Annotated in this window: 25 protein-coding genes; 13 read left to right on the plus strand and 12 right to left on the minus strand. The window is 66.0% G+C overall.

Annotation, left to right across the window (positions count from 1 at the left end; all coding sequences use genetic code 11):
* Nucleotides 1-10 precede the first annotated feature (10 nt).
* Nucleotides 11-820, plus strand: coding sequence for a TOBE domain-containing protein (locus CBY09_RS08590; protein ID WP_094288477.1), 810 nt, complete (start codon nt 11-13; stop codon nt 818-820).
* 139 nt (nt 821-959) lie between these two features.
* Here the strand turns inward: CBY09_RS08590 and CBY09_RS08595 are convergent, their stop codons facing one another.
* Nucleotides 960-2129, minus strand: coding sequence for a sigma-54-dependent Fis family transcriptional regulator (locus CBY09_RS08595; RefSeq protein WP_094288479.1), 1170 nt, complete (start codon nt 2127-2129; stop codon nt 960-962).
* Nucleotides 2130-2307: 178 nt separating this feature from the next.
* On the opposite strand from CBY09_RS08595, the gene CBY09_RS08600 reads away from it, so the two are divergent.
* From CBY09_RS08600 to CBY09_RS08630, 7 genes are all read left to right on the plus strand, one after another.
* Entirely contained in the window at nt 2308-2778 is a 471-nt protein-coding gene (locus CBY09_RS08600; protein WP_094288481.1) for a (2Fe-2S)-binding protein, read from the plus strand.
* Between the two features lie 21 nt (nt 2779-2799).
* Complete coding sequence (locus tag CBY09_RS08605) at nt 2800-5187, plus strand: xanthine dehydrogenase family protein molybdopterin-binding subunit (RefSeq protein WP_094288483.1); 2388 nt, start codon at nt 2800-2802, stop codon at nt 5185-5187.
* Between the two features lie 12 nt (nt 5188-5199).
* Complete coding sequence (locus tag CBY09_RS08610) at nt 5200-5991, plus strand: FAD binding domain-containing protein (protein WP_094288485.1); 792 nt, start codon at nt 5200-5202, stop codon at nt 5989-5991.
* A 197-nt stretch (nt 5992-6188) separates the two neighbouring features.
* Nucleotides 6189-7097: an AAA family ATPase gene (locus CBY09_RS08615; protein WP_094288487.1), complete on the plus strand. Its 909-nt coding sequence runs from the start codon at nt 6189-6191 to the stop codon at nt 7095-7097.
* A gap of 10 nt (nt 7098-7107) precedes the next feature.
* A complete protein-coding gene (locus CBY09_RS08620) occupies nt 7108-8322 on the plus strand; it encodes a vWA domain-containing protein (RefSeq protein WP_094288489.1) in 1215 nt (404 codons plus the stop codon).
* 39 nt (nt 8323-8361) lie between these two features.
* Nucleotides 8362-8994: an SRPBCC family protein gene (locus CBY09_RS08625; protein ID WP_094288491.1), complete on the plus strand. Its 633-nt coding sequence runs from the start codon at nt 8362-8364 to the stop codon at nt 8992-8994.
* 29 nt (nt 8995-9023) lie between these two features.
* Nucleotides 9024-10097: an XdhC family protein gene (locus tag CBY09_RS08630; protein ID WP_094288493.1), complete on the plus strand. Its 1074-nt coding sequence runs from the start codon at nt 9024-9026 to the stop codon at nt 10095-10097.
* Between the two features lie 19 nt (nt 10098-10116).
* Here CBY09_RS08630 and CBY09_RS08635 read toward each other — a convergent pair whose 3' ends face one another.
* The 4 genes from CBY09_RS08635 to CBY09_RS08650 form a co-directional block, all read right to left on the minus strand.
* On the minus strand, nt 10117-11553 hold the full coding sequence (locus tag CBY09_RS08635; protein ID WP_094288495.1) for a GGDEF domain-containing protein: 1437 nt from the start codon (nt 11551-11553) through the stop codon (nt 10117-10119).
* A 241-nt stretch (nt 11554-11794) separates the two neighbouring features.
* Nucleotides 11795-12484 carry a glutathione S-transferase family protein gene (locus CBY09_RS08640; RefSeq protein ID WP_094288497.1) on the minus strand — a complete coding sequence of 230 codons (690 nt, stop codon included), beginning with the start codon at nt 12482-12484 and terminating at the stop codon, nt 11795-11797.
* A 21-nt stretch (nt 12485-12505) separates the two neighbouring features.
* A complete protein-coding gene (locus tag CBY09_RS08645; RefSeq protein WP_094288499.1) occupies nt 12506-13234 on the minus strand; it encodes a response regulator in 729 nt (242 codons plus the stop codon).
* Nucleotides 13231-13920 (minus strand): response regulator, encoded by a 690-nt coding sequence (locus tag CBY09_RS08650; RefSeq protein WP_094288501.1) that lies wholly within the window; start codon nt 13918-13920, stop codon nt 13231-13233. Before CBY09_RS08650 ends, CBY09_RS08645 begins: the two co-directional genes overlap by 4 nt.
* 145 nt (nt 13921-14065) lie before the next feature.
* Here CBY09_RS08650 and CBY09_RS08655 point away from each other — a divergent pair, with 145 nt between their 5' ends.
* The 4 genes from CBY09_RS08655 to CBY09_RS08670 all read left to right on the plus strand — a co-directional run bounded on the left by CBY09_RS08655 (nt 14066) and on the right by CBY09_RS08670 (nt 18601).
* A complete protein-coding gene (locus CBY09_RS08655) occupies nt 14066-14437 on the plus strand; it encodes a response regulator transcription factor (protein WP_094288503.1) in 372 nt (123 codons plus the stop codon).
* Between the two features lie 2 nt (nt 14438-14439).
* Nucleotides 14440-15210 carry an HD-GYP domain-containing protein gene (locus tag CBY09_RS08660; RefSeq protein WP_094288505.1) on the plus strand — a complete coding sequence of 257 codons (771 nt, stop codon included), beginning with the start codon at nt 14440-14442 and terminating at the stop codon, nt 15208-15210.
* A 50-nt stretch (nt 15211-15260) separates the two neighbouring features.
* Nucleotides 15261-16055: an ABC transporter substrate-binding protein gene (locus CBY09_RS08665; RefSeq protein ID WP_094288615.1), complete on the plus strand. Its 795-nt coding sequence runs from the start codon at nt 15261-15263 to the stop codon at nt 16053-16055.
* 68 nt (nt 16056-16123) lie between these two features.
* Nucleotides 16124-18601 (plus strand): PAS domain-containing sensor histidine kinase, encoded by a 2478-nt coding sequence (locus tag CBY09_RS08670; protein WP_240515646.1) that lies wholly within the window; start codon nt 16124-16126, stop codon nt 18599-18601.
* Between the two features lie 75 nt (nt 18602-18676).
* On the opposite strand, the gene CBY09_RS08675 is transcribed toward CBY09_RS08670, so the two are convergent.
* Both CBY09_RS08675 and CBY09_RS08680 read right to left on the minus strand, forming a co-directional pair.
* Nucleotides 18677-19624 carry an N-formylglutamate amidohydrolase gene (locus tag CBY09_RS08675; protein ID WP_094288509.1) on the minus strand — a complete coding sequence of 316 codons (948 nt, stop codon included), beginning with the start codon at nt 19622-19624 and terminating at the stop codon, nt 18677-18679.
* Nucleotides 19621-20619 (minus strand): Bug family tripartite tricarboxylate transporter substrate binding protein, encoded by a 999-nt coding sequence (locus tag CBY09_RS08680; RefSeq protein WP_094288511.1) that lies wholly within the window; start codon nt 20617-20619, stop codon nt 19621-19623. Before CBY09_RS08680 ends, CBY09_RS08675 begins: the two co-directional genes overlap by 4 nt.
* Before the next feature lie 161 nt (nt 20620-20780).
* Between CBY09_RS08680 and CBY09_RS08685 the strand changes: the two genes are divergently transcribed.
* Complete coding sequence (locus CBY09_RS08685; RefSeq protein WP_094288513.1) at nt 20781-21695, plus strand: LysR substrate-binding domain-containing protein; 915 nt, start codon at nt 20781-20783, stop codon at nt 21693-21695.
* Between the two features lie 100 nt (nt 21696-21795).
* Here the strand turns inward: CBY09_RS08685 and CBY09_RS23845 are convergent, their stop codons facing one another.
* From CBY09_RS23845 to CBY09_RS08705, 5 genes are all read right to left on the minus strand, one after another.
* Nucleotides 21796-21966 (minus strand): hypothetical protein, encoded by a 171-nt coding sequence (locus CBY09_RS23845; RefSeq protein WP_165773888.1) that lies wholly within the window; start codon nt 21964-21966, stop codon nt 21796-21798.
* Between the two features lie 152 nt (nt 21967-22118).
* A complete protein-coding gene (locus tag CBY09_RS08690) occupies nt 22119-22721 on the minus strand; it encodes a histidine phosphatase family protein (protein ID WP_094288515.1) in 603 nt (200 codons plus the stop codon).
* On the minus strand, nt 22699-23667 hold the full coding sequence (locus CBY09_RS08695; RefSeq protein ID WP_094288517.1) for an MBL fold metallo-hydrolase: 969 nt from the start codon (nt 23665-23667) through the stop codon (nt 22699-22701). The genes CBY09_RS08690 and CBY09_RS08695 overlap by 23 nt, the downstream gene beginning before the upstream one ends.
* A gap of 136 nt (nt 23668-23803) precedes the next feature.
* Complete coding sequence (locus CBY09_RS08700; protein ID WP_094288519.1) at nt 23804-24172, minus strand: hypothetical protein; 369 nt, start codon at nt 24170-24172, stop codon at nt 23804-23806.
* A gap of 19 nt (nt 24173-24191) precedes the next feature.
* Nucleotides 24192-24944 (minus strand): IclR family transcriptional regulator, encoded by a 753-nt coding sequence (locus CBY09_RS08705; RefSeq protein WP_094288521.1) that lies wholly within the window; start codon nt 24942-24944, stop codon nt 24192-24194.
* Between the last annotated feature and the right edge of the window lie 72 nt (nt 24945-25016).

Consider the following 25016-nt stretch of genomic DNA (forward strand, 5'->3'; position numbering starts at 1 on the left):
TCATCAGCCCATGCCTGCTTCACTCTCCCTCACCGACGCGCTGGGCCATGCGCTGACCGACAAACGCATCGACATCCTGCGCCAGATTGGCGCCTGTGGCTCCATCTCGCAGGCCGCCCGAGCCGTGGGCGTGAGCTACAAGGCCGCGTGGCAGGCGGTGGACACACTCACCAACCTCGCGGGCACACCGCTGGTGGCCCGGGCCGTGGGCGGGGCGGGCGGCGGCGGCGCGCAGCTGACCCAGGCGGGCCGCCAGCTGCTGGCCGCCGCCGATGCAATGGCGCAGGCGCGCGGCGCCGTGCTGGCGCGCTGGCAGGCCACACCCCACGCGGGCCCGGCACTGGCGCGGCTGGCGGTGCGCACCAGCATGCGCAACCAGCTGCCTTGTGTGGTGGACCGGCTCACGGTGCAGGGGCAGATCGTGTGTGCGCACCTGCGGCTGGAGGGAGCGGGTGCCGTGGGCGACGTCGCAGGTGCCGGGGCGCTGGCCGCACGCATCACCCGCGAGAGCGCCGAGCTGCTGGGCCTGCAGCCGGGGCTGGCCGTGCTGGCGCTGTGCAAGGCCACGGCGGTGCGGGTGGAGCGTGGTGGGCGCGCGGCACCTGCCCCCGCCACTGCGGCGCCCGCTGGCACCCTGCGGCTGCCCGGCCGGGCCACGCGCGTGGTGCGGGGTGAGTCAGGCGACGAGGTGTCGGCCGAGCTGGCGGCGGGCCTGCACATGGTGGGTTTTGCTGCGCCCCACAGCGGGCTGCGCGCGGGCAGCGCCGTGGTGCTGGTCGTGGAGGAAAACGCCGTAGTGCTGGCACTGGCAGAGCTCTAAGCGGCGTTGTTTTGCGGGATGATTGCGCTATATATTTGATAGCTTAAAAGGCAATATGGTCGCGCGCAGAGGCCTTTTTTTATCAAAATTTTGACTCTGATCGACAGCGTGCGGGCAAGGTGGGCTGGCGCGGCGCCGTTCACGGCCCCTTGGGCGTGCCCAGCTTGCGGTACACCGTGGCGCGGCTGATGCCCAGTGCGCGTGCGGCTTCGGCCACGTTGCCCCGGGCGTCCAGCACGGCCTGGCGGATCAGGGCGGTCTCGGCCTCGCGCAGCGGCGCGGCCACTGGCGGGGGGGCAGAAACCAGGGGCGCGGCCCCGGTGGGACTGAAGGGGCTGACGGTGCTGGTGGCGCTGCTGCGGTGGGTGTGCGCGGACCACTGGGCCAGGGCCTGCAGGCGCAGGCCCGACCACAGGGGCAAATCCAGCGGCTGCGCGGGGTGGCGCCGGGCCGCGTCAAACAACATGGTCCAGGGCATGGCCAGCAGGTCGCTGCAGTGGGTGGTTGCACCGGGCGCGCGCAAGGGCTGGGGCACCAGCTGGCGGGCCATGCTGTTGGCGCCCACCACGCAGCCATCGGCGTCGAGTGCGAGCAGGCCATCGCCTTCGCTGCCCAGCGTGCAACCGGGCCAGTTCATGCGCAGCAGCAGCGCGTGGGGGCGCTGCAGCAGCAGGGCGTCTTCCATGGCGCGGGCCGAGCGCGCCACCAGGTGGCGCAGCTCCGGCCGCTCGGGCACATCGATGCCGGTCAAGTCCAGCATGCCCATGCACCGGCCTTCGGGGTCGAACAGCGGTGCGCCCGCGCAGCTGTAGCTGCCGTTGTCGTCCAGAAAATGCTCGCCCCGGTGCAGCCACACGGGCTGCAGCTCGGCCAGCGCCGCACCGATGGCCGTGGTGCCCACGGCGGCTTCCGAGAGATCAATGCCCACGCGGCCGATGCTGCTGGCGCGCGGGTCGCTGGGGTCGCAATGGCCTTGCACCTCGACCACGGTGCCCCGGGCGTCCGTCAGGATGGCGAAGTAGCGCATGCCCGCAATGGCGCGCGTGAGCTGCTCCAGCACGGGGCGGGCCGCGCGCAGCAGGGCCTGGTTCTGCTCCAGGCTGCGGCGCAGCGCCGGGGCGCTCACGGCCTCGAACACCACACGCTGCGTGGGGTCCATACCCTGCGCCAGGCAGCGCTGCCACGACCGCGCGATCCAGGGCTCCACCTCTGCGCGCAGGGGCGCTGCACCCTCCGCCAGCAGGGTCTGGCGGGCCTGCGCAATCAGCGCGTGGCGGTGGGCGGTGGAGGTGGGGGCGGAGGGCAGCATGGTGATCCGGATCCTTGAGCTGCGCATGATGCGCCGGTGTGCGCTGCAACATGTTTCATTTTGAGAATATCCGGCGAGGGCCCCCGGAAATCTAGGGTTGTCCCTAGGGATGGGTGGTGGGGGGCGGCAGAAGATGCGCGAGGTCAGTCCAGCTACAACCTATTCAGGAGACAGCCAGATGCAAGTCCAGTTCACGGTCAACGGGCGCGCTGCCAGTGTTGACGTCCCTCCCAACACCCTGCTTGTCCATGCGCTGCGAGAGCACCTGGCGCTTACCGGCACCCATGTAGGCTGCGACACCAGCCAGTGTGGCGCCTGCACCGTCCACGTGAACGGGCGCGCCGTCAAATCCTGCGCCATGCTGGCCGTGCAGGCCCAGGGGGCCGAGGTGACCACCATCGAAGGCATGGCCGCTGCCGACGGCACCATGCACCCCATGCAGGCCGCGTTCAAGGAGTGCCATGGCCTGCAGTGCGGCTTCTGTACGCCCGGCATGGTGATGAGCGCGGTGGACCTGTGCAAGAACCACCCCGGCGCGAGCGAAGCCGAGATCCGCGAGCTGCTCGAAGGCAACATTTGCCGCTGCACGGGCTACCAGAACATCGTGCGCGCAGTGCAGGTTGGCCAGAAGGCCATGGCATCGGCCTAACCAGGAAAAAGGAGAACGACCATGGGTGCATCCGACTTTTCCAAGCTGCCGCACATTGGCGAATCGCTCAAGCGCAAGGAGGACTACCGCTTCCTCACCGGCGCGGGCCAGTACACCGACGACGTGGTGCTGGCCGCGCAAAGCCATGCGGTGTTTGTGCGTTCGCCGCACGCGCACGCCAAGATCAACAGCATCAACACCAGCGCCGCCAAGGCGGCACCGGGCGTGCTGGGTGTGTTTGTGGGCGCGGACGTGGCCGCCGACAACATCAACGGCCTGCCTTGCGGCTGGCTCATCACCAGCACCAATGGCGAGCCCATGAAGGAGCCGCCGCACCCCATCCTGGCGCAAGGCAAGGTGCGCTATGTGGGCGACCACGTGGCCATGGTTGTGGCCCAGACGCTGCAGCAGGCGCGCGATGCGGCCGAGCTGGTGGAAGTGGACTACGACGTGCTGCCCGCCGTGGTCAACGTGGCCGATGCGGCCGCAGGTGCCGTGCCAGGTGCGGCGCTGCACGACATTGCCCCCGACAACCACTGCTTCAAATGGGCCATTGGCGACAAGGGCGCGGTGGACGCCGCGTTTGCGGGCGCGGCCCATGTCACCCAGCTTGATTTGATCAACAACCGGCTCATTCCCAACGCGATGGAGCCGCGCGCGGCCATCGGCAGCTACAACCGCGCGAGTGACGAGTACACGCTGTACGTGAGCAACCAGAACCCGCACGTCGAGCGCCTGCTGATGACGGCGTTTGTGATGGGTCTGCCCGAGCACAAGGTGCGCGTGATCGCGCCCGATGTGGGTGGCGGCTTCGGCTCCAAGATCTATCTGTATGCCGAGGATGTGTGCCTGACCTGGGCCGCCAAAAAGCTCAACCGCAACATCAAGTGGGTGGCGGACCGCAGCGAGTCTTTTCTGAGCGATGCGCATGGCCGCGACCACATCAGCCACACCGAAATGGCCCTGGACAAGGACGGCAAGTTCCTGGCCATGCGGGTGCACACCCACGCCAACCTGGGCGCCTACCTCAGCACCTTCGCCAGCGCCGTGCCCACCATCCTGTATGCCACGCTGCTGGCGGGCCAGTACACCACGCCGCAGGTCTATGTCGAGGTGGATTCGTGGTTCACCAACACCGCGCCGGTGGATGCCTACCGGGGCGCGGGCCGGCCCGAGGCCACCTACCTGCTGGAGCGCCTGGTTACCCGCTGCGCGTGGGAGCTGGGCCTGGGCCAGGACGAGATCCGCAAGCGCAACTTCATCACCAGCTTTCCGTACCAGACGCCGGTGGCGCTGCAGTACGACATTGGTGACTACCACGCGTGCATGACGCAGGCGCAGCAGCTGGCCGACGTGGCCGGGTTTGCGGCGCGCAAGGCGGCCAGCGAGGCCAAGGGCTTCAAGCGTGGCATCGGCTACAGCAGCTACATCGAGGCCTGCGGTATTGCGCCGTCCAACATCGCAGGCGCCCTGGGCGCACGCGCCGGGCTGTTTGAATGCGGCGAGGTGCGCGTGCACCCCACGGGCAGCGTGACGGTGTTCACCGGCTCGCACAGCCACGGCCAAGGGCATGAGACGACCTTTGCGCAGGTGGTGGCCGCGCGCCTGGGCATCCCGGTGGAGAACGTGGACATCGTGCACGGCGACACGGGCCGCGTTCCGTTTGGCATGGGCACCTACGGTTCGCGCTCCATCAGCGTGGGCGGCGCGGCCATCATGAAGGCGCTAGACAAAATCGAGGCCAAGGCCAAGAAGATCGCGGCGCATTTGATGGAGGCGAGCGACGCCGACATCGACTTCAGCGGCGGCGAGTTCACCGTGCGCGGCACGGACAAGAAGATCCCGTTCGGCCAGGTGGCGCTCACGGCCTATGTGCCGCACAACTACCCGCTGGACAAGCTGGAGCCAGGCCTGAACGAAACCGCGTTCTACGACCCGACCAACTTCACCTTCCCTGCAGGCACCTACATCTGCGAGGTGGAGGTGGACCCCGCCACAGGCGCCACGCGGGTGGACAAGTTCACCGCTGTGGACGACTTCGGCACCATCATCAACCCCATGATCGTGGAAGGCCAGGTGCATGGCGGCCTGGTGCAGGGCATCGGCCAGGCGCTGCTGGAGAACTGCGTGTACGACCGTGAGACAGGCCAGCTGCTCACCGGCAGCTTCATGGACTACGCCATGCCGCGCGCCGATGACTTCCCCGAGTTCAAGCTCGGCCATGTGTGCACCCCTTGCACGCACAACCCGCTGGGCACCAAGGGCTGCGGCGAGGCCGGGGCCATTGGCTCGCCCCCGGCGGTGATCAACGCCGTGCTCGATGCCCTGCGCCCCCTGGGTGTGAAGGACTTCGACATGCCCGCATCGCCGCACCGCGTGTGGGAAGCCATCCAGTCGGCCAAGGCATAAGGAGATTCGACCATGTACGCATTTACCTTTGAAGCGCCTACCTCCGTCGCCGCAGCTGCGCAACACATCGCCCAGGGCGGCAAGCTGCTGGCGGGCGGGCAAAGCCTGTTGCCGTCTATGCGCCTGCGCCTGGCCAACCCCGAGAAGATCGTGGACCTGAATGGTGTGGCCGAACTCGCGGGCATTCGCCGCGAGGGCAATGCCCTCGTCATCGGCGCCATGACACGCCACATGGACGTTGCGAACAGCGCGGACGTGAAGGCCGCCATCCCCGCACTGGCCGACCTGGCTGCCCACATTGGCGACCGGCAGGTGCGCGCACGCGGCACGCTGGGCGGCTCGGTGGCCAACAACGACCCCGCCGCCTGCTACCCCAGCGCCGTGCTGGGCCTGGGCGCTGCGGTCATTACCAACAAACGCGAGATCGCAGCCGACGACTTCTTTGTGGGCATGTACACCACGGCGCTGGAGGAGGGCGAGATCATCACTGCCATCCGCTTCCCCATCCCCCAGCGCGCGGCCTACATGAAGTTCAAGCAGCCCGCGTCGCGCTTCTCGCTGGTGGGAGTGTTTGTGGCGCAGACGGGCAGCGGCGTGCGCGTGGCCATCACCGGCGCGGCGACCAGCGTGTTCCGCCACGCGGGGCTGGAGGCGGCGCTGAGCCAGAGCTTCACGCCTGCAGCGGCTGCGGGGGTGAAGATCGACGCCAGCGAGCTGAACAGCGACATCCACGCCAGCGCTGCCTACCGCGCCAACCTGATCAGCGTGCAGACGCAGCGGGCGGTGCAGAAGATGCTTGGCTGAGCGAGGCGCGCCGCACCGCAGGCCGGGTGTGCCCACCACCAGGGCGTGACCCGATCTGCGACCTGCGGTGCGGGGCATGCCAGCTGTGCGGACAGCACCTGCCAGAGCCCGGGCACAGTGCCGACAACAACGATTTATAGCCAAATCGGCCTCCTGCGCGCGTCCATCATGCGCAAGAAGCTATTAGAAGAGTAGCAATGAGTTTGCCAACCACCGTCGATGCCCTGGTGCAGGCGCTGCAAAGCGTGGGTTACTTTGCCGACCGGCGGCTGGCCACTGCGGTGTTCCTGGCGCTCAGGCTGCAGCGCCCGCTGCTGCTGGAGGGCGAACCCGGCGTGGGCAAGACGGCGCTGGCCAAGGCGCTGTCTGAAGTACTCTCGCGCAGCCTGATCCGCCTGCAGTGCTACGACGGCCTGGAGCAGCGCGAGGCGCTGTACGAATGGAACTACGCCGCCCAGCTCTTGCACATGCGGGCTGCGGAGGGAAAAGGCGGTGCCGACATGGCGCAGGTGGAGCGTGAGGTGTACCAGGACCGCTACCTCATCCGCCGCCCCCTGCTGCAGGCCCTGCAGGCGCCTGCGCCCGGCGCCGTGCTGCTGATCGACGAGGTGGACCGCGCCGACGAGCCCTTCGAGGCCTTCCTGCTGGAGTACCTGGGCGAGTACCAGGTGAGCATCCCCGAGATCGGCACGGTGCGCGCCAGCGCCACGCCCGTCACCATCCTCACCAGCAACCGCACGCGCGACCTGCACGACGCTGTCAAGCGCCGCTGCCTGTACCACTGGCTGGACTACCCTGAGCGTGAGCGCGAGCTGGCCATCGTGCGCGCGCAGGTGCCGGGCGCCAGCGCGGCGCTGGCGCAGCAGGTGGCCGAGTTTGTGGGCCGCCTGCGCAGCCAGCCGTTTGCCAATGCCTTCCAGCGCGCGCCGGGCATTGCCGAAAGCGTGGAATGGGCCAAGGCCCTGGTCGCGCTCGACACCATCTTGGTGGACCCGGAGGTGGTGTCCGACACGGCGGGCATCTTGTTCAAGCAGCGTGAGGACGTGGCGGCGCTCACGCGCGACATGGCGGTGCAGCTGCTGCAGCCCGCCGACACCGATGCATGAGAGCCGTCCCATGGCTGAGGGCGCGGTGCTCTCCCAGCTCGGCGATGCCCGCACCGGCAAGCTCGCCGACAACCTGAGCGGCTTTGGCCGCACCCTGCGTCGCGCCGGTGTGCGGGTGGACGCTGCCCGCATGGCGTTGGCCCAGCAGGCGGTGATGCTCGTGGGCCTGCAGCGAGAGGATTTTTGCGCTGCGCTGGAGGCCGTGCTGGTCAGCCGCGAGCAGGACCGGCTGGTCTTTCGCGAGCTGTTCGATGCCTACTTCAAGAACCCTGACGTTGCCCAGAAGCTGCTGGCACAGATGCTGCCCAGCGCCGAATCGAAGGCCGAGCCCGTCCAACGCCGCCCGCGCGTGAACGAGGCATTGGCTCCGGTACGCGCTGCACGCAATGCGCCGCCTGCGCGCGAAGAAGACAAGATCGAGTTCGATGCCGCCATGACGGCCAGCGACCTGCAGCGCCTGCGGCAGGCTGACTTCAACCAGCTCTCGGCCAGCGAATACATCCTGGTAGAGCGCCTGGCGCGTGACGTGCCTTTGCCCTTGCCGCACTACGCCGCCCGCCGCACCCGGCCGGGCGCACGCGGCAGCCGCCCGCACTGGCCCGGCGCCATGCACCATGCGGCGCGCAGTGGGGGCGAGGTGCTGCATATCCCCTTGCTGCAGCGGCGCCAGCAACCGCTGCCGTTGTTGGTGCTGGTGGACGTATCGGGCTCCATGGAGCGCTACGCCCGCTTGCTACTGGCCTTTTTGCACGCGGCCACCGCACCGCGCCACACCGGCGCCGCCGTGCGCCGCGACGTGTTTGCGTTTGGCACGGGCTTGACCAACCTCACACCCGCCTTCCGCCTCGCCGACACCGACGCCATGCTGCAGGTGGCCAGCCAGGCCATCAACGACTTTGCCGGTGGCACACGCATGGGTGACAGCCTGGCCCAGCTGCGGCAGCAGCATGCGCGGCGCCTGGTGGGGCGGCGCACGCTGGTGCTGCTGATCAGCGACGGATTGGACACCGGCGCGCCCGAGGTGCTGACGCAGGAGCTGGCCTGGCTGCGTCGCCACTGTGGCCGCCTGCTGTGGCTCAACCCCTTGCTGCGCTTTGACGGCTATGCGCCCACGGCGCGGGGCGCTGCCGAGCTGCACCGCCAGGCCCACGGCATGCTTGCCGTGCACAACCTCAGCCGCCTGCAGGACCTGGCCGCCAGCCTGGCCAGCGTGCTGCGGCAATGACCGATTTCAGAGATAACCAGACACCAGGAGGAACCCACCATGGAAATGCAAGCCAGCCGCACCCTTGCCGTGAGCCAGCAGCAGGCCTGGGAAGCGCTCAACGACCCCGAGGTCCTCAAGCTGTGCATCCCCGGTTGCGACAAGGTCGAGGCCACGGGCGACAACCAGTACGCCGTGGCCATGGCCCTCAAGATCGGGCCCGTGTCGGCCAAGTTCGCGGGCAAGATCACGCTGTCGGACATCGTGCCGCCCGAGAGCTACAACATCGCCTTTGACGGCTCGGGCGGCGTGGCGGGGTTTGGCAAGGGCAGCGCCCAGGTCAAGCTGGTGCCCTTGGCTGTAGATGGGGTAGGGCAGGCCAGCTGCGAGCTGCACTACACGGTGCATGCCACCGTGGGCGGCAAGATCGCCCAGCTGGGCCAGCGGCTCATCGACGGTGCCGCCAAGACCATGGCGGAGGATTTTTTCAAGCGCTTCGACGACGAGATGCAGCGCCGCTTTCCGCGCGCCGAGGTCCCGCAGGCCGGTGCGTCGGATACCGTGCAGGCCGATGTCACCACCCCGCCGGATGGGGGAGGCGGAGCCCTTCAGGGTGGGGGTATCCCTGCATGGGCGTGGGGTGTTGGCGCAGGGGCCCTGGTGTTGCTGGCTTGGTGGTTCAATCGCGGCTGAGTGATCCGGGTACCCAGAGGAAGCGAGTCATGGAAAATTTGGACGTTGTGGTGCTGCGCACCCTGCAGGGCTGGCGGGCTGCAGGGCGCCGCGCGCTGCTGGCCACGGTGGTGCGCACCTGGGGCTCGTCGCCCCGGCCGGTGGGTTCCATCATGGCGTTGTGTGAGGATGGTGCGGTGGTGGGCTCGGTGTCGGGTGGGTGCATCGAGGACGACCTGATCGACCGCCACACCCGCGCCTATGCGCAGGCCGCTGCGGCAACAAACGATGGTGCCCACAGCATTCCCAGCGGGCCACCGTCGTTTGTCAAATACGGCATCAGTGCCGACGAAGCGCACCGCTTTGGCCTGCCTTGTGGCGGCACGCTGGAGCTGCTGCTGGAGTACGACCCCGATCCCACCCTGCTGGCCGCGTTGATTGCCCAGCTGGCCGCCGGGCGCCTCATGCAGCGCACGGTGCGCCTGGCCGATGGCGCCGTGACCCTGGCGCCCACGCAGGCGCCAGAAGAACTGGCGGTGGATGCGGTGCAGCTCACCAACACCTTCGGGCCGGAGTACCGCATGCTGCTCATCGGCGCCGGGCAGCTCGCCGAATACCTGGCCACCATGGCCTTGTTCAACGGCTTTGCCGTGACGGTGTGCGACCCGCGCGAGGAATACCGGGGCAGCTGGAGCGTGGCAGGCGCCACGGTGGTGAGCGACATGCCCGACGACGTGGTGCTGGCCTTCAAGCCCGACCGCCGCAGTTGCGTGGTAGCGCTCACGCACGACCCCAAGCTCGACGACCTGGCGCTGCTGGAGGCGCTGAACACCGAGGCGTTTTATGTGGGCGGCATTGGCTCGCGCCGCAACAACGAAGCCCGCCGCGCGCGCATGATCGAGCACTTCGACCAGACCGAGGCCAGCCTGGCGCGCCTGCGCGGCCCGATTGGCATCTACATCGGCAGCAAGACACCGCCCGAGATCGCGGTGAGCGTGATGGCCGAGATCCTGGCCGTGAAGAACGGCGTGACCCTGCCGCGCGACATGGAAGTGGCCCAGGCCAAGAATGAGCGCGAGCTGGCGCACAACGACCCGGGAGCCCGGGTGTGTGGCGTGGGCTGAAGCCGGCCGTCGGTGCGGGTCAGGCCGAGCAGGGAATGTCCTGCAGCACCACGCGGTTGCGTCCGGCCCTCTTGGCCTCGTACAGCGCCTTGTCTGCGGTTTCGATCAAGTGCTGCGGCGTCATGGCCTCGCCCTGATGGATGGCGGCGATGCCGACGCTGATGCTCACGTGCGGGCCGGTGGAGCACTGGCTGTGCGGGATGGACAGCCGTGCCACCGCGCCTTGTGTGGCCGTGGCGATATGCAGCGCACCGTGGCTGTCCGTCTCCGGCAGCACCAGCGCAAACTCCTCGCCGCCGTAGCGGGCCGCCAGGTCTGAAGGGCGTTTGCCGCTGGCCCGCAGCACCTTGGCGATGGTTCGCAGGCACTCGTCGCCCAGCTGGTGTCCGTATTCGTCGTTGTAGGCCTTGAAGTGGTCCACGTCCATCAGCACCAGCGCCAGCGGGCGGTGGTGCCGCGTGGCCAGGGCCAGCTGCTCTGCCAGGTGCAGGTCGAAGGCGCGGCGGTTGGCCAGCTCGGTCAGGCCATCCTGCATCGAAAGGCGCCACAGGCTCGCGTTGGCCGCCTCCAGTGCCGCAGTCACCTGCCGCAACTGCGCCTGGTGCCGCGCGCTTTCGCTGAGCAGCACGATGAGCAAAAAGCCCGCCGCCAGCAGGCCGTAGATGCGCCCCATGTACCAGCCCAGGTCGTAACGTCCCGTGTTGAGCAAGGCGGCCAGGGCAATGTCCAGCAGCCAGACGCACATCACCACCTGCAGCCAGACGTCGAGCAGTGCATGGGGCTTGCGGCGCCACAGCAGCACCAGTGCAGCCAGGCTGAGCAGCCAGATACCAGCCAGCACCAGCTTGCCCGTGGCGGTGGTGCGGTTGCCATCCAGGAACACCGGCAGGTGCGCGTGCCCGGCGGTGGCGAATCCGGTCCACAGGGCCACCACCAGCAGCACCACGCCCACCGTGGCCAGGATGCCCCGGTGGGCGCGGCCGTGCTCCCACCATTGCGGGCCGGGTGGCCTGTGGTGTTTGATCTGGGCGTAGGCCATCACGGCCAGTGGAAAGCCCGCATGCCACAGCATGTACAGCGCGGACGAGGTCTGCGGCCCCGAGCCCAGCAGCCCCGTGGGCGCGAACAGGCCTGGAAAGATCAGTGCATAGGCCGCCGTGGCCGTGGCGGTGAACAGGTAGGCGCCCCCCAGCACCAGCAGCCCCACGGCGCCCAGCGCGCGGTACTGCCCGAACAGCAGCACGGCCGTGATCAGGTCGAAGATCACCAGGGCGGTGACGTAGATGGGAATGAAGGCCGGAAAGGGGACCAGTGCCACCGTGGCGTAGGGCACTGCCAGCATGAACAGCACCACCGACACCAGGATGGTGGCCCCGGCGGCAAAACGTTCCCGGTGCCCTGCCGGTTCATTGGCAAGGTGGGCCGGGGCCGGCCGCTGGATTGGGTTGCTGGGCATGGTGCATCCCCCCAAGGGTCGGGATGGATGCGAAATTTTATGCTTTTGTTACGTGAACAGCTATTTGCTTACATATCTTCCAGGCCCGTCGCCCGTCGCCCGTCGCCCGTCGCCCGTCGCCCGTCGCCCGTCGCCCGTCGCCCGTCGCCCGTCACCCGTCGCCCGTCACCCGTCGCCCGTCACCCGTCACCCGTCACCCGGGGAAGGGGTGGGCCTGGGACTCAGATCGTAAAAAAGACCCTCAGGCACCCATCACCACTGGCCCGCCCTTGGCGATGCCGCGCTGGTACGCCGGGCGGGCTTCCATGCGCTGCTTGTAGGCACGCAGATGCGGACTGCCGCTGGCGTCATTGGCGCGGGACAGCAGGGCCTCCACCGCAAAACTCATCTGGAAGTCGGCCATGGTGAGGTGTTCGCCCGCAAACCAGCGGTGGGTGGCCAGGTGCGCTTCGATGAAGGCCAGCGCGCTGTCCACGTTGGGGTCGATGAGCTTCGTCTGCACCGTGCTGCACAGCTGGCGCGCAATGGGCTTCACGAAGAAGGGCATGGGCTGGGTGGGGATGGTCATGAACACCAGCTTCATCACCAGCCAGTTCATGAGCGATCCTTCGGCGTAGTGCATCCAGAAGCGGCACTGGCGGTGCTCTGGAGTGCGCGGTGCCGGTTGCAGGTGTGCCAGGTCGCCACTGGCCTGGGCGCCATAGGTTTCCACCAGGTATTCGATGATGGCACCCGACTCGGCGATGACCTCGCCACCGTCTGTGATCACAGGGGATTTGCCCAGGGGATGTATTTTCTTGAGTTCCGGCGGGGCCAGCTTGGTGGCCTTGTCGCGCTGGTAGATTTTGAGTTCGTAACGAACGCCCAGTTCTTCTAGCAGCCAAAGAACACGCTGCGAGCGGGAGGTTTCGAGGTGGTGGACAGTGATCATGGCGTGGTCCTGTGCAGCTTGTCAGAGCTGGATCATGAATGCGCGCAGCTTGCTCCAGTGGTCCAGGCATTGGCTGGCGGCGAGTTGGGCGGCGGCGTTCTCCAGCTGTCGCGCCCGCACGCTTTGCGTGGGGTGCCCCAGCGTCAGCAGCACAGTGGCCAGGCTATGTGCCAGGCGACGCAGGGTGGGCCAGTCCTGCGCAGCGCACGCTGCATCGCCCTGGTGCACATCGGCAGGGAACTGCTGCAGGCAACTGGCGCGGTAGGCCCTGAACAGGAACTCGTCGCCCGCAAAGTGGGTGGCTATCGCTTCGGCCTCGGCCTGGGTGGCGGGTGCTGGTGCCTGCGAAGGCTGCGCATCAGCGGATGGGCTCATAGGGAGGGCCAAGGCGTCGCGCACACAGTTTTCCAGTTCCGTCACCGAGGCGGGTTTGGACAGCATGCGCCACACCTTCATGGCACCCAGCTGGTCGCGCACGGCAGGGGTCAGTCCGGCACTGAAGACCGCGACAGGGATCGGATGGCCCAGGCCCGGCTCGTGCAGCAGCCGCTGCACCAGGCCGATGCCAGACTCGCCGGGCAGCATGAGGTCGGTGATGATGAGCCGTGTGTGGCCGGCCTGCAGCGCCAGCAGGGCGTCGCCCACATTGGTGCAGGTGACCAGCTCGATGGGCAGTTCTTCCAGCGCCAGCTCCACGAAGCGAGCGATGGAGGCATCGTCTTCGACCAGCAGCACCCGGGGCAGGTTCATGACGGCTCCTGGCCCTGCGGCAGGCAGGTCGCGAGGACTGCAGGCAACTCTGCCACCAGCCGGGGTTTGTGGATCACCTTCACTCCCTGCAGGGCAAAGGCATAGGGCTCGCGCTGCGCTTCGTCCAGCGATGTGACGACGATGAGGTGGCTGCGCGCAAACTGCGGGTGTGAGCGCAGGGTGGTAATCAGGGTGGCGCCGTCGATGCCCGGCAGCAGGATGTCAACGATCAGCACGTCGGGCTGGATCTGGCCATACAGGGCCAGTCCCGTGATCCCGTCATTGGCCACTTGCAGCACTGCCCCTGGAAAGTGCTGCTTCACGATCAGCCCCACGAGGTTCTGGAAATGGACGGAGTCTTCAATCAGCAGGATCTGCGGCGCATGCACCGATGCCGGTGTCGCTGACTGTGCGGCAGGCGTGGAGGAGCGGGTAGCGGGAGCCGGAGGTGGCGCAGGCGAGATTGGCGCGCTGCCAGCGCCTGCCAAGCCATGGGCGCTGGCCCAGCGTTCTACAGAGGTTCGAGATATTCGCCGGTGCCCTCCGGGGGTTTTCCAGGCTTCCAGCTCGTTGCGGTCCACCATGAGCTGGACCGAGCGCACGGCCATGCCAAGGATCTTGGCCACTTCGAGCGTGGTGTAGTGGTCCGGTGCCTGGCGCTCCGATGGGAATTTGTCAGATTGCATAGATCGCGCATTTTGGACGATTTTTTATGTTGGAGATCTTGTATTTGATAAAAATGATTGATATGATTCAATCAATCGCAAAAAAATCACCTGGCTTGGTGGTTTTCTGCTCCTAATTGATTCATGTCCTGGAAAGGGGCTTGCCGTGAAGAAGATCTTGATCGTTGAAGACCACATGGATATCCGCAAACTGCTGAAGATGACGCTGGAGTTCGATGACTTCGAGATCCATGAAGCCGCCACCGGGGACGCAGGCTGGGCGCTGGCCCGCGAGCTGCAGCCAGACATCGTGCTGCTGGATGTGATGATGCCGGGCACCTTGAACGGCCTGGATGTGTGCCGTCGCATCAAATCCGATCCGGGGATGCGGCACACCAAGGTTGTCATGCTTACGGCGCGGGTGCAGTCCGATGACAGGGCGGCGGGGTTCGTTGCCGGTGCGGATGACTACCTGATGAAGCCTTTCAGCACCTTGCAGGTCCTGGAGACGATCTACCGCATGGAGGCGGCGTTGTGATCATGGGAGCCCTTTCGTACCCTGCGCCTCAGGCCCAAGAGGGGGCGCGCTGTTTCGATGAAGCCGCCGCAGCGCAGATGGAGCGTTTTGTGGACGACTTCGGCCGCATGTACCGCGAGCGCAACGAGGCCCTGCGCGAAGTCACCCGGGCCCACCATGAGGCCTTGCTGCACCTGTCAGCGGCCGCCGATCTCAAGGACGATGACACGGGGATACACATCGTGCGCATCGGCTACCTGGCAGAAGCTCTGGCTTTGGCCTTGGGGCAAACAGTGGGCTTTGCCCGGATGCTGCGCAAGGCAGCGCCTATGCACGATGTCGGCAAGATCGGCACGCCCGACAGCGTGCTCAAGAAACCCGGCAAGCTGACCCCCGAGGAGCGGGAGATCATGAATGGCCATGCTGCTATGGGCGCAGAGATTCTGGGCCGCTCCCGCATTCCGGTGTTTCGCATGGCTGCAGAGGTGGCCTTGACCCACCATGAACGCTATGACGGTGCAGGGTATCCGGCGGGGCTCGCCGGGGAGGCCATTCCGCTGTCGGGTCGCATCACTGCCGTGGTTGATTTTTTTGATGCGCTCACCATGGACCGTGTCTACCGCCCCGCCTTCAGCGTGGAGGAGGCGCTGGAGATGCTGAAGGCAGAGCGGGGCCGTGCCTTCGACCCGGTGGTGGTGGATGCCTTCCTGGCGCATGCCGAGGCCATCAATGCCCTGCGCTGCAGGATCACGCAGGAGTGCCCTTCGTTCGATTCGCTGATTGACTCGCCCTAGGGCGAAAACATGTGCTGGAAAAAGCCGAATTTCAAGGAGTCCGTATGCTGATGTCTTGTCTGAATCGATGGAGCGTGGCCGCAGGCCTGTGCACGGCCTTGGTCGCCACAAGTGCCGCTGCGGGCCCGGTGCTGGATCGTGTGCAGGGCCAGGCCCTGGCGAAGGTCTGCATCTGGCCAGACTACTATGGGGTGACCTATCGCCACCCACGCACCCAGGAGCTGGCGGGTATCGACATTGAGCTGTCGGCAGAGCTGGGGCGCGACCTCAAGGTCAAAGTTGAGTACGTAGAGTCCTCATTCGCAACGCTGATCGAAGACTTGCGTCAAGACCGCTGCGATGTTGCGATGTTTGCCGTTGGCATGCTGCCGCAGCGCATGGAAAAACTCGCTTTCACGCAGCCCTACATGCAAAGCGACATCTATGCTGTCACCACCAAAAGCAACGTGGTGGTCAAACAATGGGCCGATATCGACAAGCCGGGGGTGATGGTGGCCGTTCAGGCTGGTACGTTCATGGAGCCCATCATGGCGCAGCGCCTTAAGAGTGCAACCTTGGTGAAGATCAGCCCCCCCGCAACCCGAGAGCGTGAACTGGTTGCAGGACGCGTGGATGTGTTCATGACCGACTACCCTTACAGCAGACGCTTGCTGGACAACGCGGACTGGGCCCGGCTGATCGAACCTTCGGAGCCCTTCTCCGTGCTCCCTTACGCTTACGCGGTGAAGCAAGGGGATGCCGCCTGGCTCGCTGCTGTGGATGCCTTTGTCTCTCGCATAAAGGCAGACGGTCGGCTGCTACGCGCAGCGGGCCACCATGGCCTCAAATCCATCGTGGTGCGCTGATGGGCCTCATGCGCCATCTGGAGAAGTTGTCCCTGAGGTCTGTTTCGTGGATCTCGCACGCAAGTACCATGGTCCTGGTGGTGGGGGCGCTCGCTGCGCTGGCGAGTCTGCTTGCCGTGGGGGCGTTGGCTGTGAATGACTTTCGAGGAGCCCGGGCCAATGACCTGTCGCATGCCACGATGCTGGCCCGCATCCTGGAGGACCAGGCCACCCGAACCTTCGAGACCGCTGAGTTGGCGCTGGAGGCGCTGGCCATCGCACCCGCGCTGGGTTCGGTGGCGGCAGACCCCCGGCGGATGGAAGAAGCTCTGACCCAGGCTTTGACGGGCTTGTCGTTTCTGCGCAGCCTGGCGGTGGTGGATACCGGCGGCCGCATTGTGGCCAGTACGCAAAAGGGGGATGCAGAAACGTTCGTGGACATGTCCCGGCTTGGAGGCAAGCCCACCCTCGGTCGTAGCGTTCTGGGAACACTAACCCCTGGGCGTGGCTTGCAGGCAATCCGTCTTCATGGAGCTGCTGCACCGGCACCGGCTGGTGTGGCGTTCGTGCCGATGCTGTACAGCTACAAGAACGAAGCCGGGCACGAGTTGACATTGATCGCTTTGGTCAACCCGGATTCGCTCTCAAATTTTCAGCATCTGACGCTGGAGACAGACAGCTTTGATTCGGTGGTGACCTCTTACGGGGGGCAGGTTCTCGCAACGTCCGGGCCCGCAGCCGGATACGTCGGGACCTGGGTCAACCAGCGTGTTCCCGTGTTCACGCATTACCTGCCCGGTCAAGAGCACGCAGCCTATATTGGTGCGGGCGTGTTGGGCGAGAACCAGATCGTCGGCTTTCGCGTTTCGGGTACCAAGCCACTGTTGGTGATGGTTGAAGAGTCCTCGCGCAGTGCTGTACAGCGCTGGTTGCGGGAGGCACGTGCCCTGCTGGGCATTGGCATTGCGCTGGTTTTGCTGGTAGTCGGGTTGACCTTTGTGGTGTGGCGAAGTGTGAGAACCCGCGAGTTCGCGCGCCGTGCAGTGGATGCAGCGCATGCCCGGGTAGCCCGCAATGAGCGAGAACTGTCAGTCCTGATGCGCAGTGTGCAGGAGTTGATCTTTCGCACCGATGCCGATGGTGTCATCACCTATGTCAATGCCCATTGGACGGCTTTTACAGGAGATGCAGCAACGCGGGCCAAGGGGCAGAATCTGCGTGACGTTGTGGCCCCATTGAGCCGAGCGGAGCTTGCCAGGGTGCTGAATCCCACTTCTGCCGATGGGGTGCGTACATGCCAGGTCGTGCTGAACGTAGGCGAGGGCAAGGAGATGATGTTGCAGCTCGCGGTGGTTCCGTTGCTTTCCGAAGGGCGTGTGACAGGCTTTGCTGGCAGCGCAGTGGATGTGACGGAGCGTTGGGTTGCGCAGCAACAGTTGCATTCTCAGTTGGCGTTCCAGGATTTGCTGCTGGAGACCAACCCGCTTCCGATCTCGGTCACCGATGAGCAGGGGCGATTCATGTTGGTCAACAAGGCCTGGGAGCAATACAAAGGGCGGCAGCGCGCAACCGTGCTGGGTCGGGAATTCGTATCCGTCCTTCCACCCGATGAGGCCAAGGTGCACCAGTCCTCCAACGTCCAGTTGTTGCGCTGGGGTGGGCGGGCCTTGTTGGACACCAAGGTTCGCCACGGGGACGGATCGCGGCGTGACACGCGGATCGCCAAGGCGGCGATTGAAGACGAGCATGGCCGGGTGACGGGTGTGCTCAGCATCCTGATGGACGTGAGTGAGTTCCGCGAGGCCGAGCGTGCGACCCAGGAGGCACGTGATGCGGCCGAAGAGGCGTCGCGGGCCAAGTCGGAGTTTGTGGCCAACATGAGCCATGAACTGCGTACCCCACTGCAGTCCATCCTGGGTTTCGCCGAGCTGGGCATGTTGCGCGGGCGTGCGCAGCCCAAGCTAGCGGGAATGTTTGAAGACATTCATCTTGCGGGCAAGCGCATGCTGACGCTGGTCAACGACCTGTTGGAGGTTTCGAAGCTGGAGAGCACGGTGGGGACCTTCCACCTGGAGCGCATCGACCTGCGTGGCGTGGTGCGCCCGGTCATCCGTGAGTTGGAGCCACTTCTGGAACGCAGCCATCTGATGATGGATATGGACATGTCCGAGACGCCCTTGGTGGCCAAGGCCGACCCGCTGCGCTTTCAGCAAGTGATCCGCAATGTGGTGGCCAATGCCATCAAATTTTCGCCACCGGGCAGCACCATCACGCTGCAGGGCTTCATGGACCCGCAAGGCCAGGTGCACCTGGCGGTGCAGGACGAGGGGCCAGGCATTCCGGAGTCCGAACTCGAAACCATATTTGAGGCGTTTGTGCAGTCGAGCAAAACCAAGGACGGTTCAGGGGGGACAGGCCTGGGGCTGGCTATCTGCCGCAAGATTGTGGAGGCTATGGGAGGTCAGATCTATGCCCGCAATGTGCCCGCCAGCGGAGCGGCCTTTCACATCGTCCTGCCCGCAAGGGGGCAAGCGGAAACCATGCCTGCACCCTTGGGGCTGGAGTAGTCGGACCTCGCCAAACTGCGGCAACCAGCCTGCCAACAGGAGTTTTTGCAGAGAGACCGCTTGTAGTAGCTACCCCTATGGCGCGATCGCGTGCGGCGCCACTGGTGCTGCCTGCGGAAACTCTGGTTGAGCCGTTGAGCCTGATCGTCGCACTGCTGAATGCTCCCGGAGGTAGCGTGCAATGGCCTCCAGTACACCGCTGAGATCCCGCTGCACGGCATCGAACTGGGCGCTGCGTTCGCGGCTGGCTTCGTCCATGTAGATCGGCCGCCGGATTTCCACCTGCAAGCTGTGCCGCTGGTGCCCGGGTTGGCCGATCTGTGCGATGAGCTGCACGCCCTTGTAAGGGTTGTTGCGCGCCACCGTGTACCCCCTGGCTTTGAGTTCCTGCTCAACCAGGTCCACGAAAGCTGGCTCACAGGTGGTGCCGTCGCGGTCGCCCAGCACGAAGTCGGCCAGAGGGTGCTCGCTCTGGATCTGCAGCCGTTCGTAGGCGTTGTTGGGCATGGAGTGCAGGTTCAGGTGCCAGACGGCGCCGAATTTTGCATGGGTGTGCTCGATGGCAGTGGCGAGTGCCTCGTGGTAGGGCTGGTAGCAGCGCCTGATGCGCCGCTGTACCTCGGCCACCGGGAGCTTGCGGGCATAGATGGGGGTGGTGGCGTTCACGTTGCGCCAGATAAGGCCATAGCCCAGGCGGGTCTTTTCGCTGGGGGCCAGCGGCGTGGGCCAAGGTGTGTCGAGCAATGCCGGGTCCAGGTCATCGAGCGTGCGGTTGGCATCGATGTAGCTGCGCGGGAAATGCGCTGCCAGCAAAGTGGCGCCCACGTCCGGGGCGGCATGCCACAGGGCCTCCACATGCGTGTCTTCCGCTGCGCGCAGAAGTGCGCGGGGGACTGCGTGGCCGAAATCTTCCGGATAGGTGGTGCCACTGTGCGGGGAGTCGCAGACCAGCGGAATGGCAGGTGCCACCGGGGCGCGCAGGGTGAATGCGGGTTCCCCGCTGTGCAGGTGCGGCGCGCTCATTCTGCAGACAGCTTGGCGACCTTTGCCACGCGCGCATAGCGCTCCAGCGCCTGCTGGATCTGCACCCCGAACTGCGCCGGCGTGCCAGGAATCAGCGTGGCGCCTGCGTCGTCCATCTTCTTGATGAAGTCGGGTTGTTTCATAGCCGCGTGGATCGCCTGGTTGAGCCGGTTGACCACCGGGGCTGGCGTGCCCGCTGGGGCGACGACGCCGAACCAGCCCCCTGAGCCCATTTCCTTGAAACCCAGCTCGCCGTAGGTCGGTACGTCGGGCAGCAGGGCCGAGCGGCTGTCCGACAGCACCGCCAGGGCGCGCAGGCGGCCTGACTTGATGTGGGGCAATGCAGAAGGCAGGTTGTCGGTGATGCCATCGACCTGCCCGGCGACGGCGTCATTGAGTGCCATGCCCGCGCCCTTGTAGGGGACATGCAGCAGCTGGATCTTGGCCAGGCTGGAGAAATGCTCAACGTTTGCATGCCCTAGCGAGCCTGTGCCCGGAGAGCCGAAGGTGTACTTGTTGGGGTTGGCACGGGCCAGTGCGATGAACTCCTGCATGGTCTTGGCGGGGAAGTTCGCGTGCACCGCAAACACGCTGGGGACGGTGGCCACGTTGGAGATGGGGGCAAAGTCCCGCACCGCGTCGTACTTCATGCGGCTGCCATAGGCGGCCGCATTGGAGCCATGCGTGCTCATGGTGGCCATGCCCAGGGTGTAGCCGTCGGCACGCGATTTGGCCACCAGCTCCATGCCCAGCGAGCCGCCAGCCCCCGCCTTGTTCTCCACCACGATGGGCTGACCCAGCTCGCGGCTCGCAAATTCGGCAATCAGCCGGGCCGCCAAGTCGGTGGAGCCGCTGGGCGCAAAGGGCACGATCAGCTTGATGGGCCGGTCTGGGTAGCTTGCCTGCGCGTGGGCCATGCCGCTCCATGGTGCAAAGGCCAGCACCAGCAGCGCGGCCCTGCGGGCGGGTGAAAAGGAGGAGTGGAAGGTTGCCATGGTGGTGGGTTGTCTCGGTGGCCAAAAAGGTGCCGGCAAGTCTCCTGTGAACGGCGCGTGCCCGCAAACGACAGTCTCGCATTGCTGCATTACCATTAGTCATACAGCCGTCATCGCGCCATTGCCTTTGGCGTCCGCTTCTTTTCACGCTTCTGTGCCCTATGCGTCTTCATTCCGCATCCATGTCTGAGCTGCATGCCTTTGTCACGGTGGTACGCACGGGCAGCTTTTCGCGGGCGGCTGAGGAACTGTGTGTGACGCAGGGCGCCATCAGCCGGGCGGTGGCGCGGCTGGAGAGCCACTACGGCAAGGTGCTGCTGCGGCGCAGTGCGCACCAGATGGTGCTTACCCAGTCTGGCGAACAATTGCTGGAGGCCGTGCGGGAACCTTTGGCTGTGATTGAAGCGGCAAGCGAGGCGCTGCGCGTGGGCCCCTCGCAGACCATGGAGCTGGTTCTTTCGGTGGTGCCCACATTGGCCAGTGTGTGGTTGGTGCCGCGCCTGCCGGATTTCCAGGCCCGGCACCCCGAGGTGCGTGTGCGTTTCGTCCCCTACCGCAAGGACGAGGATTTTTCGGGGCCCACACCGCATGCCGCCATCCTGACCGGCTTGGGGCCGTCGCAATGGCCCACCTGGGAGTGCGACTACCTCATCGGCCGCGAAGTGGTGCCCGTGTGCCACCCAGCACGTGCAGCCAGGCAACGCTGGCGGCGCCCCGCAGATCTGGTTGCCGAACCCTTGCTGGCCCATTCCACATCCCCTGGTAACTGGGCTCAGTGGTTACGTGCCGCTGGGGTCGAAGGGATGGAGCCCGAGCTATCGACGGTGTTCGATCAGGTTTCCATCCTGATCCAGGCGGCCCTGGCCGACATGGGCGTGGCGTTGGTGCAGCGCTGCCTGGTGCGTGCGGAGCTGGAGGCGGGCCGCCTTGTCACGCCGTTTGACCTGCCGATCAGCCTGCAGCGTGGCTACTTTTTGTGCCGCCTGCCCGGCCGCCACACGGCGGCCAGCCTGCCCGTGTTTCGCCAGTGGCTGCTGGAGATGGCGCGCCAGGACATTGGGTCGATGCCTGTGTAGGGCCTGGTTGGCAAAGCGTGCACTCAAAACAAAAAGCCCTCTTGCGAGGGCTCTTTTGCAAGGTGCCGGTTTGTGCCACCGGCCTATGACGATCTGGCGATCAGCCGCCCTTCTTGGAGCGCTTGCCAGGGTTCTTCTTGCTGCGGGTTGCCACACCGCGCTCCAGGCTCACGCGCTGGCCACGGCCGGGGGTGGCCAGGGTGTAGCCGGGCAGGGGCGTTGGGCGGGGGGTGCGCTTGCGGTCTGCTTCGGTGACGATCTTGTTGCCCATGGTAGGTCTCAAAGTTGGTGGAAAAGAGAGCGATTTTAGGCCACAGCCGGGTGGCCGGGCGCTGAAAGGTGTTTGGCAGCTGTTTTACAGACTCTCATAGCGTCACAAACTGCGGCCCCCAACAGCACCCGGTGCGCGAGCCAGCCCCTTCGTCAGCCAGGAACCGCAAGACGTGCCAGCACCTCGGTTTTACCTTTGGTGTCCGCCCGCAGGATCAGCGCTTCACCCGAGCTGGTATTGGTGTTTGCCAGGTCGGACAGCACAAACATGTGGGTGAACCACGCCTCGAATCGACCAGGCCGGGACGACGCCGCAACCAGCGCCGCCCGCAGTTCACGCAGGTAGGCCGCGCTGGTGGTCTCCGGGCTGCCCCGGGGGGACCCGAGCGCCGCCCAGACCTGGGGTGGGCCAAAGGCAAGGGTGGCGCTGTCCACGCAGCGGCACCAGGGGCTCGACAAAACCTTGCCTGGTTGCAGTTGGCGCTGCCGAAACCACGCCCCCACGCTGCGCGCCTGGGCGCGGCCTTCGTCGTTCAGGTTGCGCTGGGTGCTGCAGTCACCCAGGCGGAATCCGGGCGGGTCGAACGTGCCGGGGGCCAGCGAATGGCGGAACGCGGCCACCACCCCGCCTTTGCGCAACAAGGCTTCGGCATCCGGGTCTTGTGCTGCCCAACTGCGCAGGCTGGCCAGGGCCAGCCCGGCACCCAGCACCGCACGGCGCGCAACGCGGGGTTCAGGCAGCAGGCTGGAAGGCATAGCCGCTGCCCGAGGCTGCCATGCGGCCAAAGGCCGGGAACGGGAAGTGGAAGCCGCCCAGCATGGCGTTGCTGGCGGTGATGCGCTGGAACACATCGCGCCGCACCTTGCGCGCAGCCTCGGCATCCATGTCAAACGTCACGGCCCAGTCGGGGTTGCGTGCAAACAGCGCGGGCACATTGGTCAGGTCCGCGACGTAGAAGAACTTCTGGCCCGATGAGGTCAGCTCGAACAGCGTGTGCCCCGGCGTATGGCCGTAGGCCGCCACGGACTTGATGCCTGGCGCCAGTTCCGCATCGGCCGCAAACTGCACCAGGGTGTCGGCGGGCATGGTGGCAAAGGTGCGCCGCACGTTCTCGAATGCGCCCTTCATGCCCGCAGGCGCAGCGGCCATGCGGGCGTCGCCCATCCAGAACGCGTGTTCAGCGGCGGGCACCATCACCTTGGCCTTGGGGAACACCCACTCACCGGCCTTGTTGCGGATGCCGTTGATGTGGTCGCCGTGGTAGTGGCTGATCAGCACCGTGTCGATGTCGGCTGCCTGCAGGCCCGCCGCGCGCAGGCTGTCGAGCAGCTTGCCCGTGGTGGCGCCGCCAAACTCCCCCAGGCCCGTGTCGATGAGGATCTTGCGTGCGCCCGCCACCACCAGAAAGGGCGTGTAGGGCACGTCGATGTAGTCGGTGGGCAACCCTTGGGATGCCAGCAGCGCACGCACCTCGGCCAGCGGCGCGTTCTTTACAAACTCCTCTCCCAGCGGGCGGCGCGTGATGCCATCGTTCAGCGCAATCACCTCCACATCGCCCACCTTCATGCGGCGAAAGCCGGGGCTGGGCAAGGTGGGGGTTCCGAAGTTGGGCGCGTTCTGTGCCCATACGGGAACAAAGGAGCCCGCTGCGTAAGCGGTGGTGGCCAGGCTTGCGCCCAGGAAGTGGCGGCGTGACAGCATGAAACTCTCCGGTCTTGAGTTGAACTGGGGAGTCGCAACTGTAGCGGTGCCCGAGAGATTGCCACGTGCCGTTGCACTAACCTGTTAGCAACGTGGGGCTTTTGCTGGTAATTGGGGTTAACCCCGCATCGAGGGCCTAGTCGATCGCGAAAGCCGCGCGCAGTGCATCGCAAAAGGCGGGGCTCCCGCTGACTGTGAGGGTGATCGTGGTCCGGGGTGGGGCAGGGCTGCCTGCCGTCGCGTGAAGTTGCCCGGCGGAGTCGTCAAACCTCAGCGCCAGCGGTGTGCTGACCTCCTGCGTGCCATGCAGGTCGTAGTGCCATTCGCCGCCGTCTTCTGAGGGGCCACAGGCATCGGGCCAATGCTGGTGCGCCCAGGCCAGCACTGCAACGATTTCGGCGTGCAATGTGGGGATCTGCGCGGGCTGCACGCTCGCCATGGCGTCAAACGTACCTACGCCGTCCGCGTCTTCGCTGTAGTCAAAATCCAGGTAGTTCAGGTTCATGGTGTCCGTTAAAGAGATGTCATGTCCAGGTACGGCCCAGCGCCTGGGCGGCTTCGCCCAGGCGGGTCACCTGCTGTAGCGCCTGCGCCAGCGGCATGCGTGCTGCTGGTGCTTGCAGTGCCACGGCGCAGCGTACCTGCCGCCGCCCGCTGCCCAGCACAGGCACGGCCACACAAACGAGACCGTCCACAAACTCTTCGGCGTCTGTGGCGTAACCCTGCCGCAGGATCTGCTCCAGCTCGGCCTCCAGGGCGGCGCGGTCGGTCAAAGTCGTGGCCGTGTGGCGGGTCAGCGGCAGTCCGTCCAGGATCGCCGCCCGGCGCGCGGCCGACAGGTGGGCCAGAAACAGCTTGCCGCTGGCCGAGCAGTGGATCGGCACGCGCGTGCCGGGCCGCAGCTCCATGCGCAGCGGAAAGGCCGACTCCACGCGGTCCAGGTAGATCACCTCGGCGCCGCTGAGCGCCGTGAGGTTGCAGCTCTCGCCAATATCGGCCACCAGCTGGCGCAGCACCGCATGGCGCACGCCATGCTGGGTCCCCGCGCTGAGCGTGCTTTCGGCCAGGCGCAGCAGGCGGGGCGCGGGGGTGTAGCGGCGCCCATCGGGCTCACGTGCCAGCAGGCCACCGCTTTCGAGCTGGCCCAGCATGCGGTGCACGCTGGGTTTGGGCCATCCCGATGCCTCGATGGCATCTGCAAGGCTGAACGGGCGGCCGTGGGCGCACATGATTTCCAGCAGTTCAAACAGGCGCAGGCTGGGGGATGAGTTGGTCATAAATCCCGGAATTCGAGACGAATCCATAAAACATTTCGGGATTATTGAGCATTGTGGCTAAGCTGCAAATCA

Origin of the sequence: Acidovorax kalamii, from assembly GCF_002245625.1 — a bacterium.
GTDB lineage: Bacteria > Pseudomonadota > Gammaproteobacteria > Burkholderiales > Burkholderiaceae_C > Acidovorax > Acidovorax kalamii.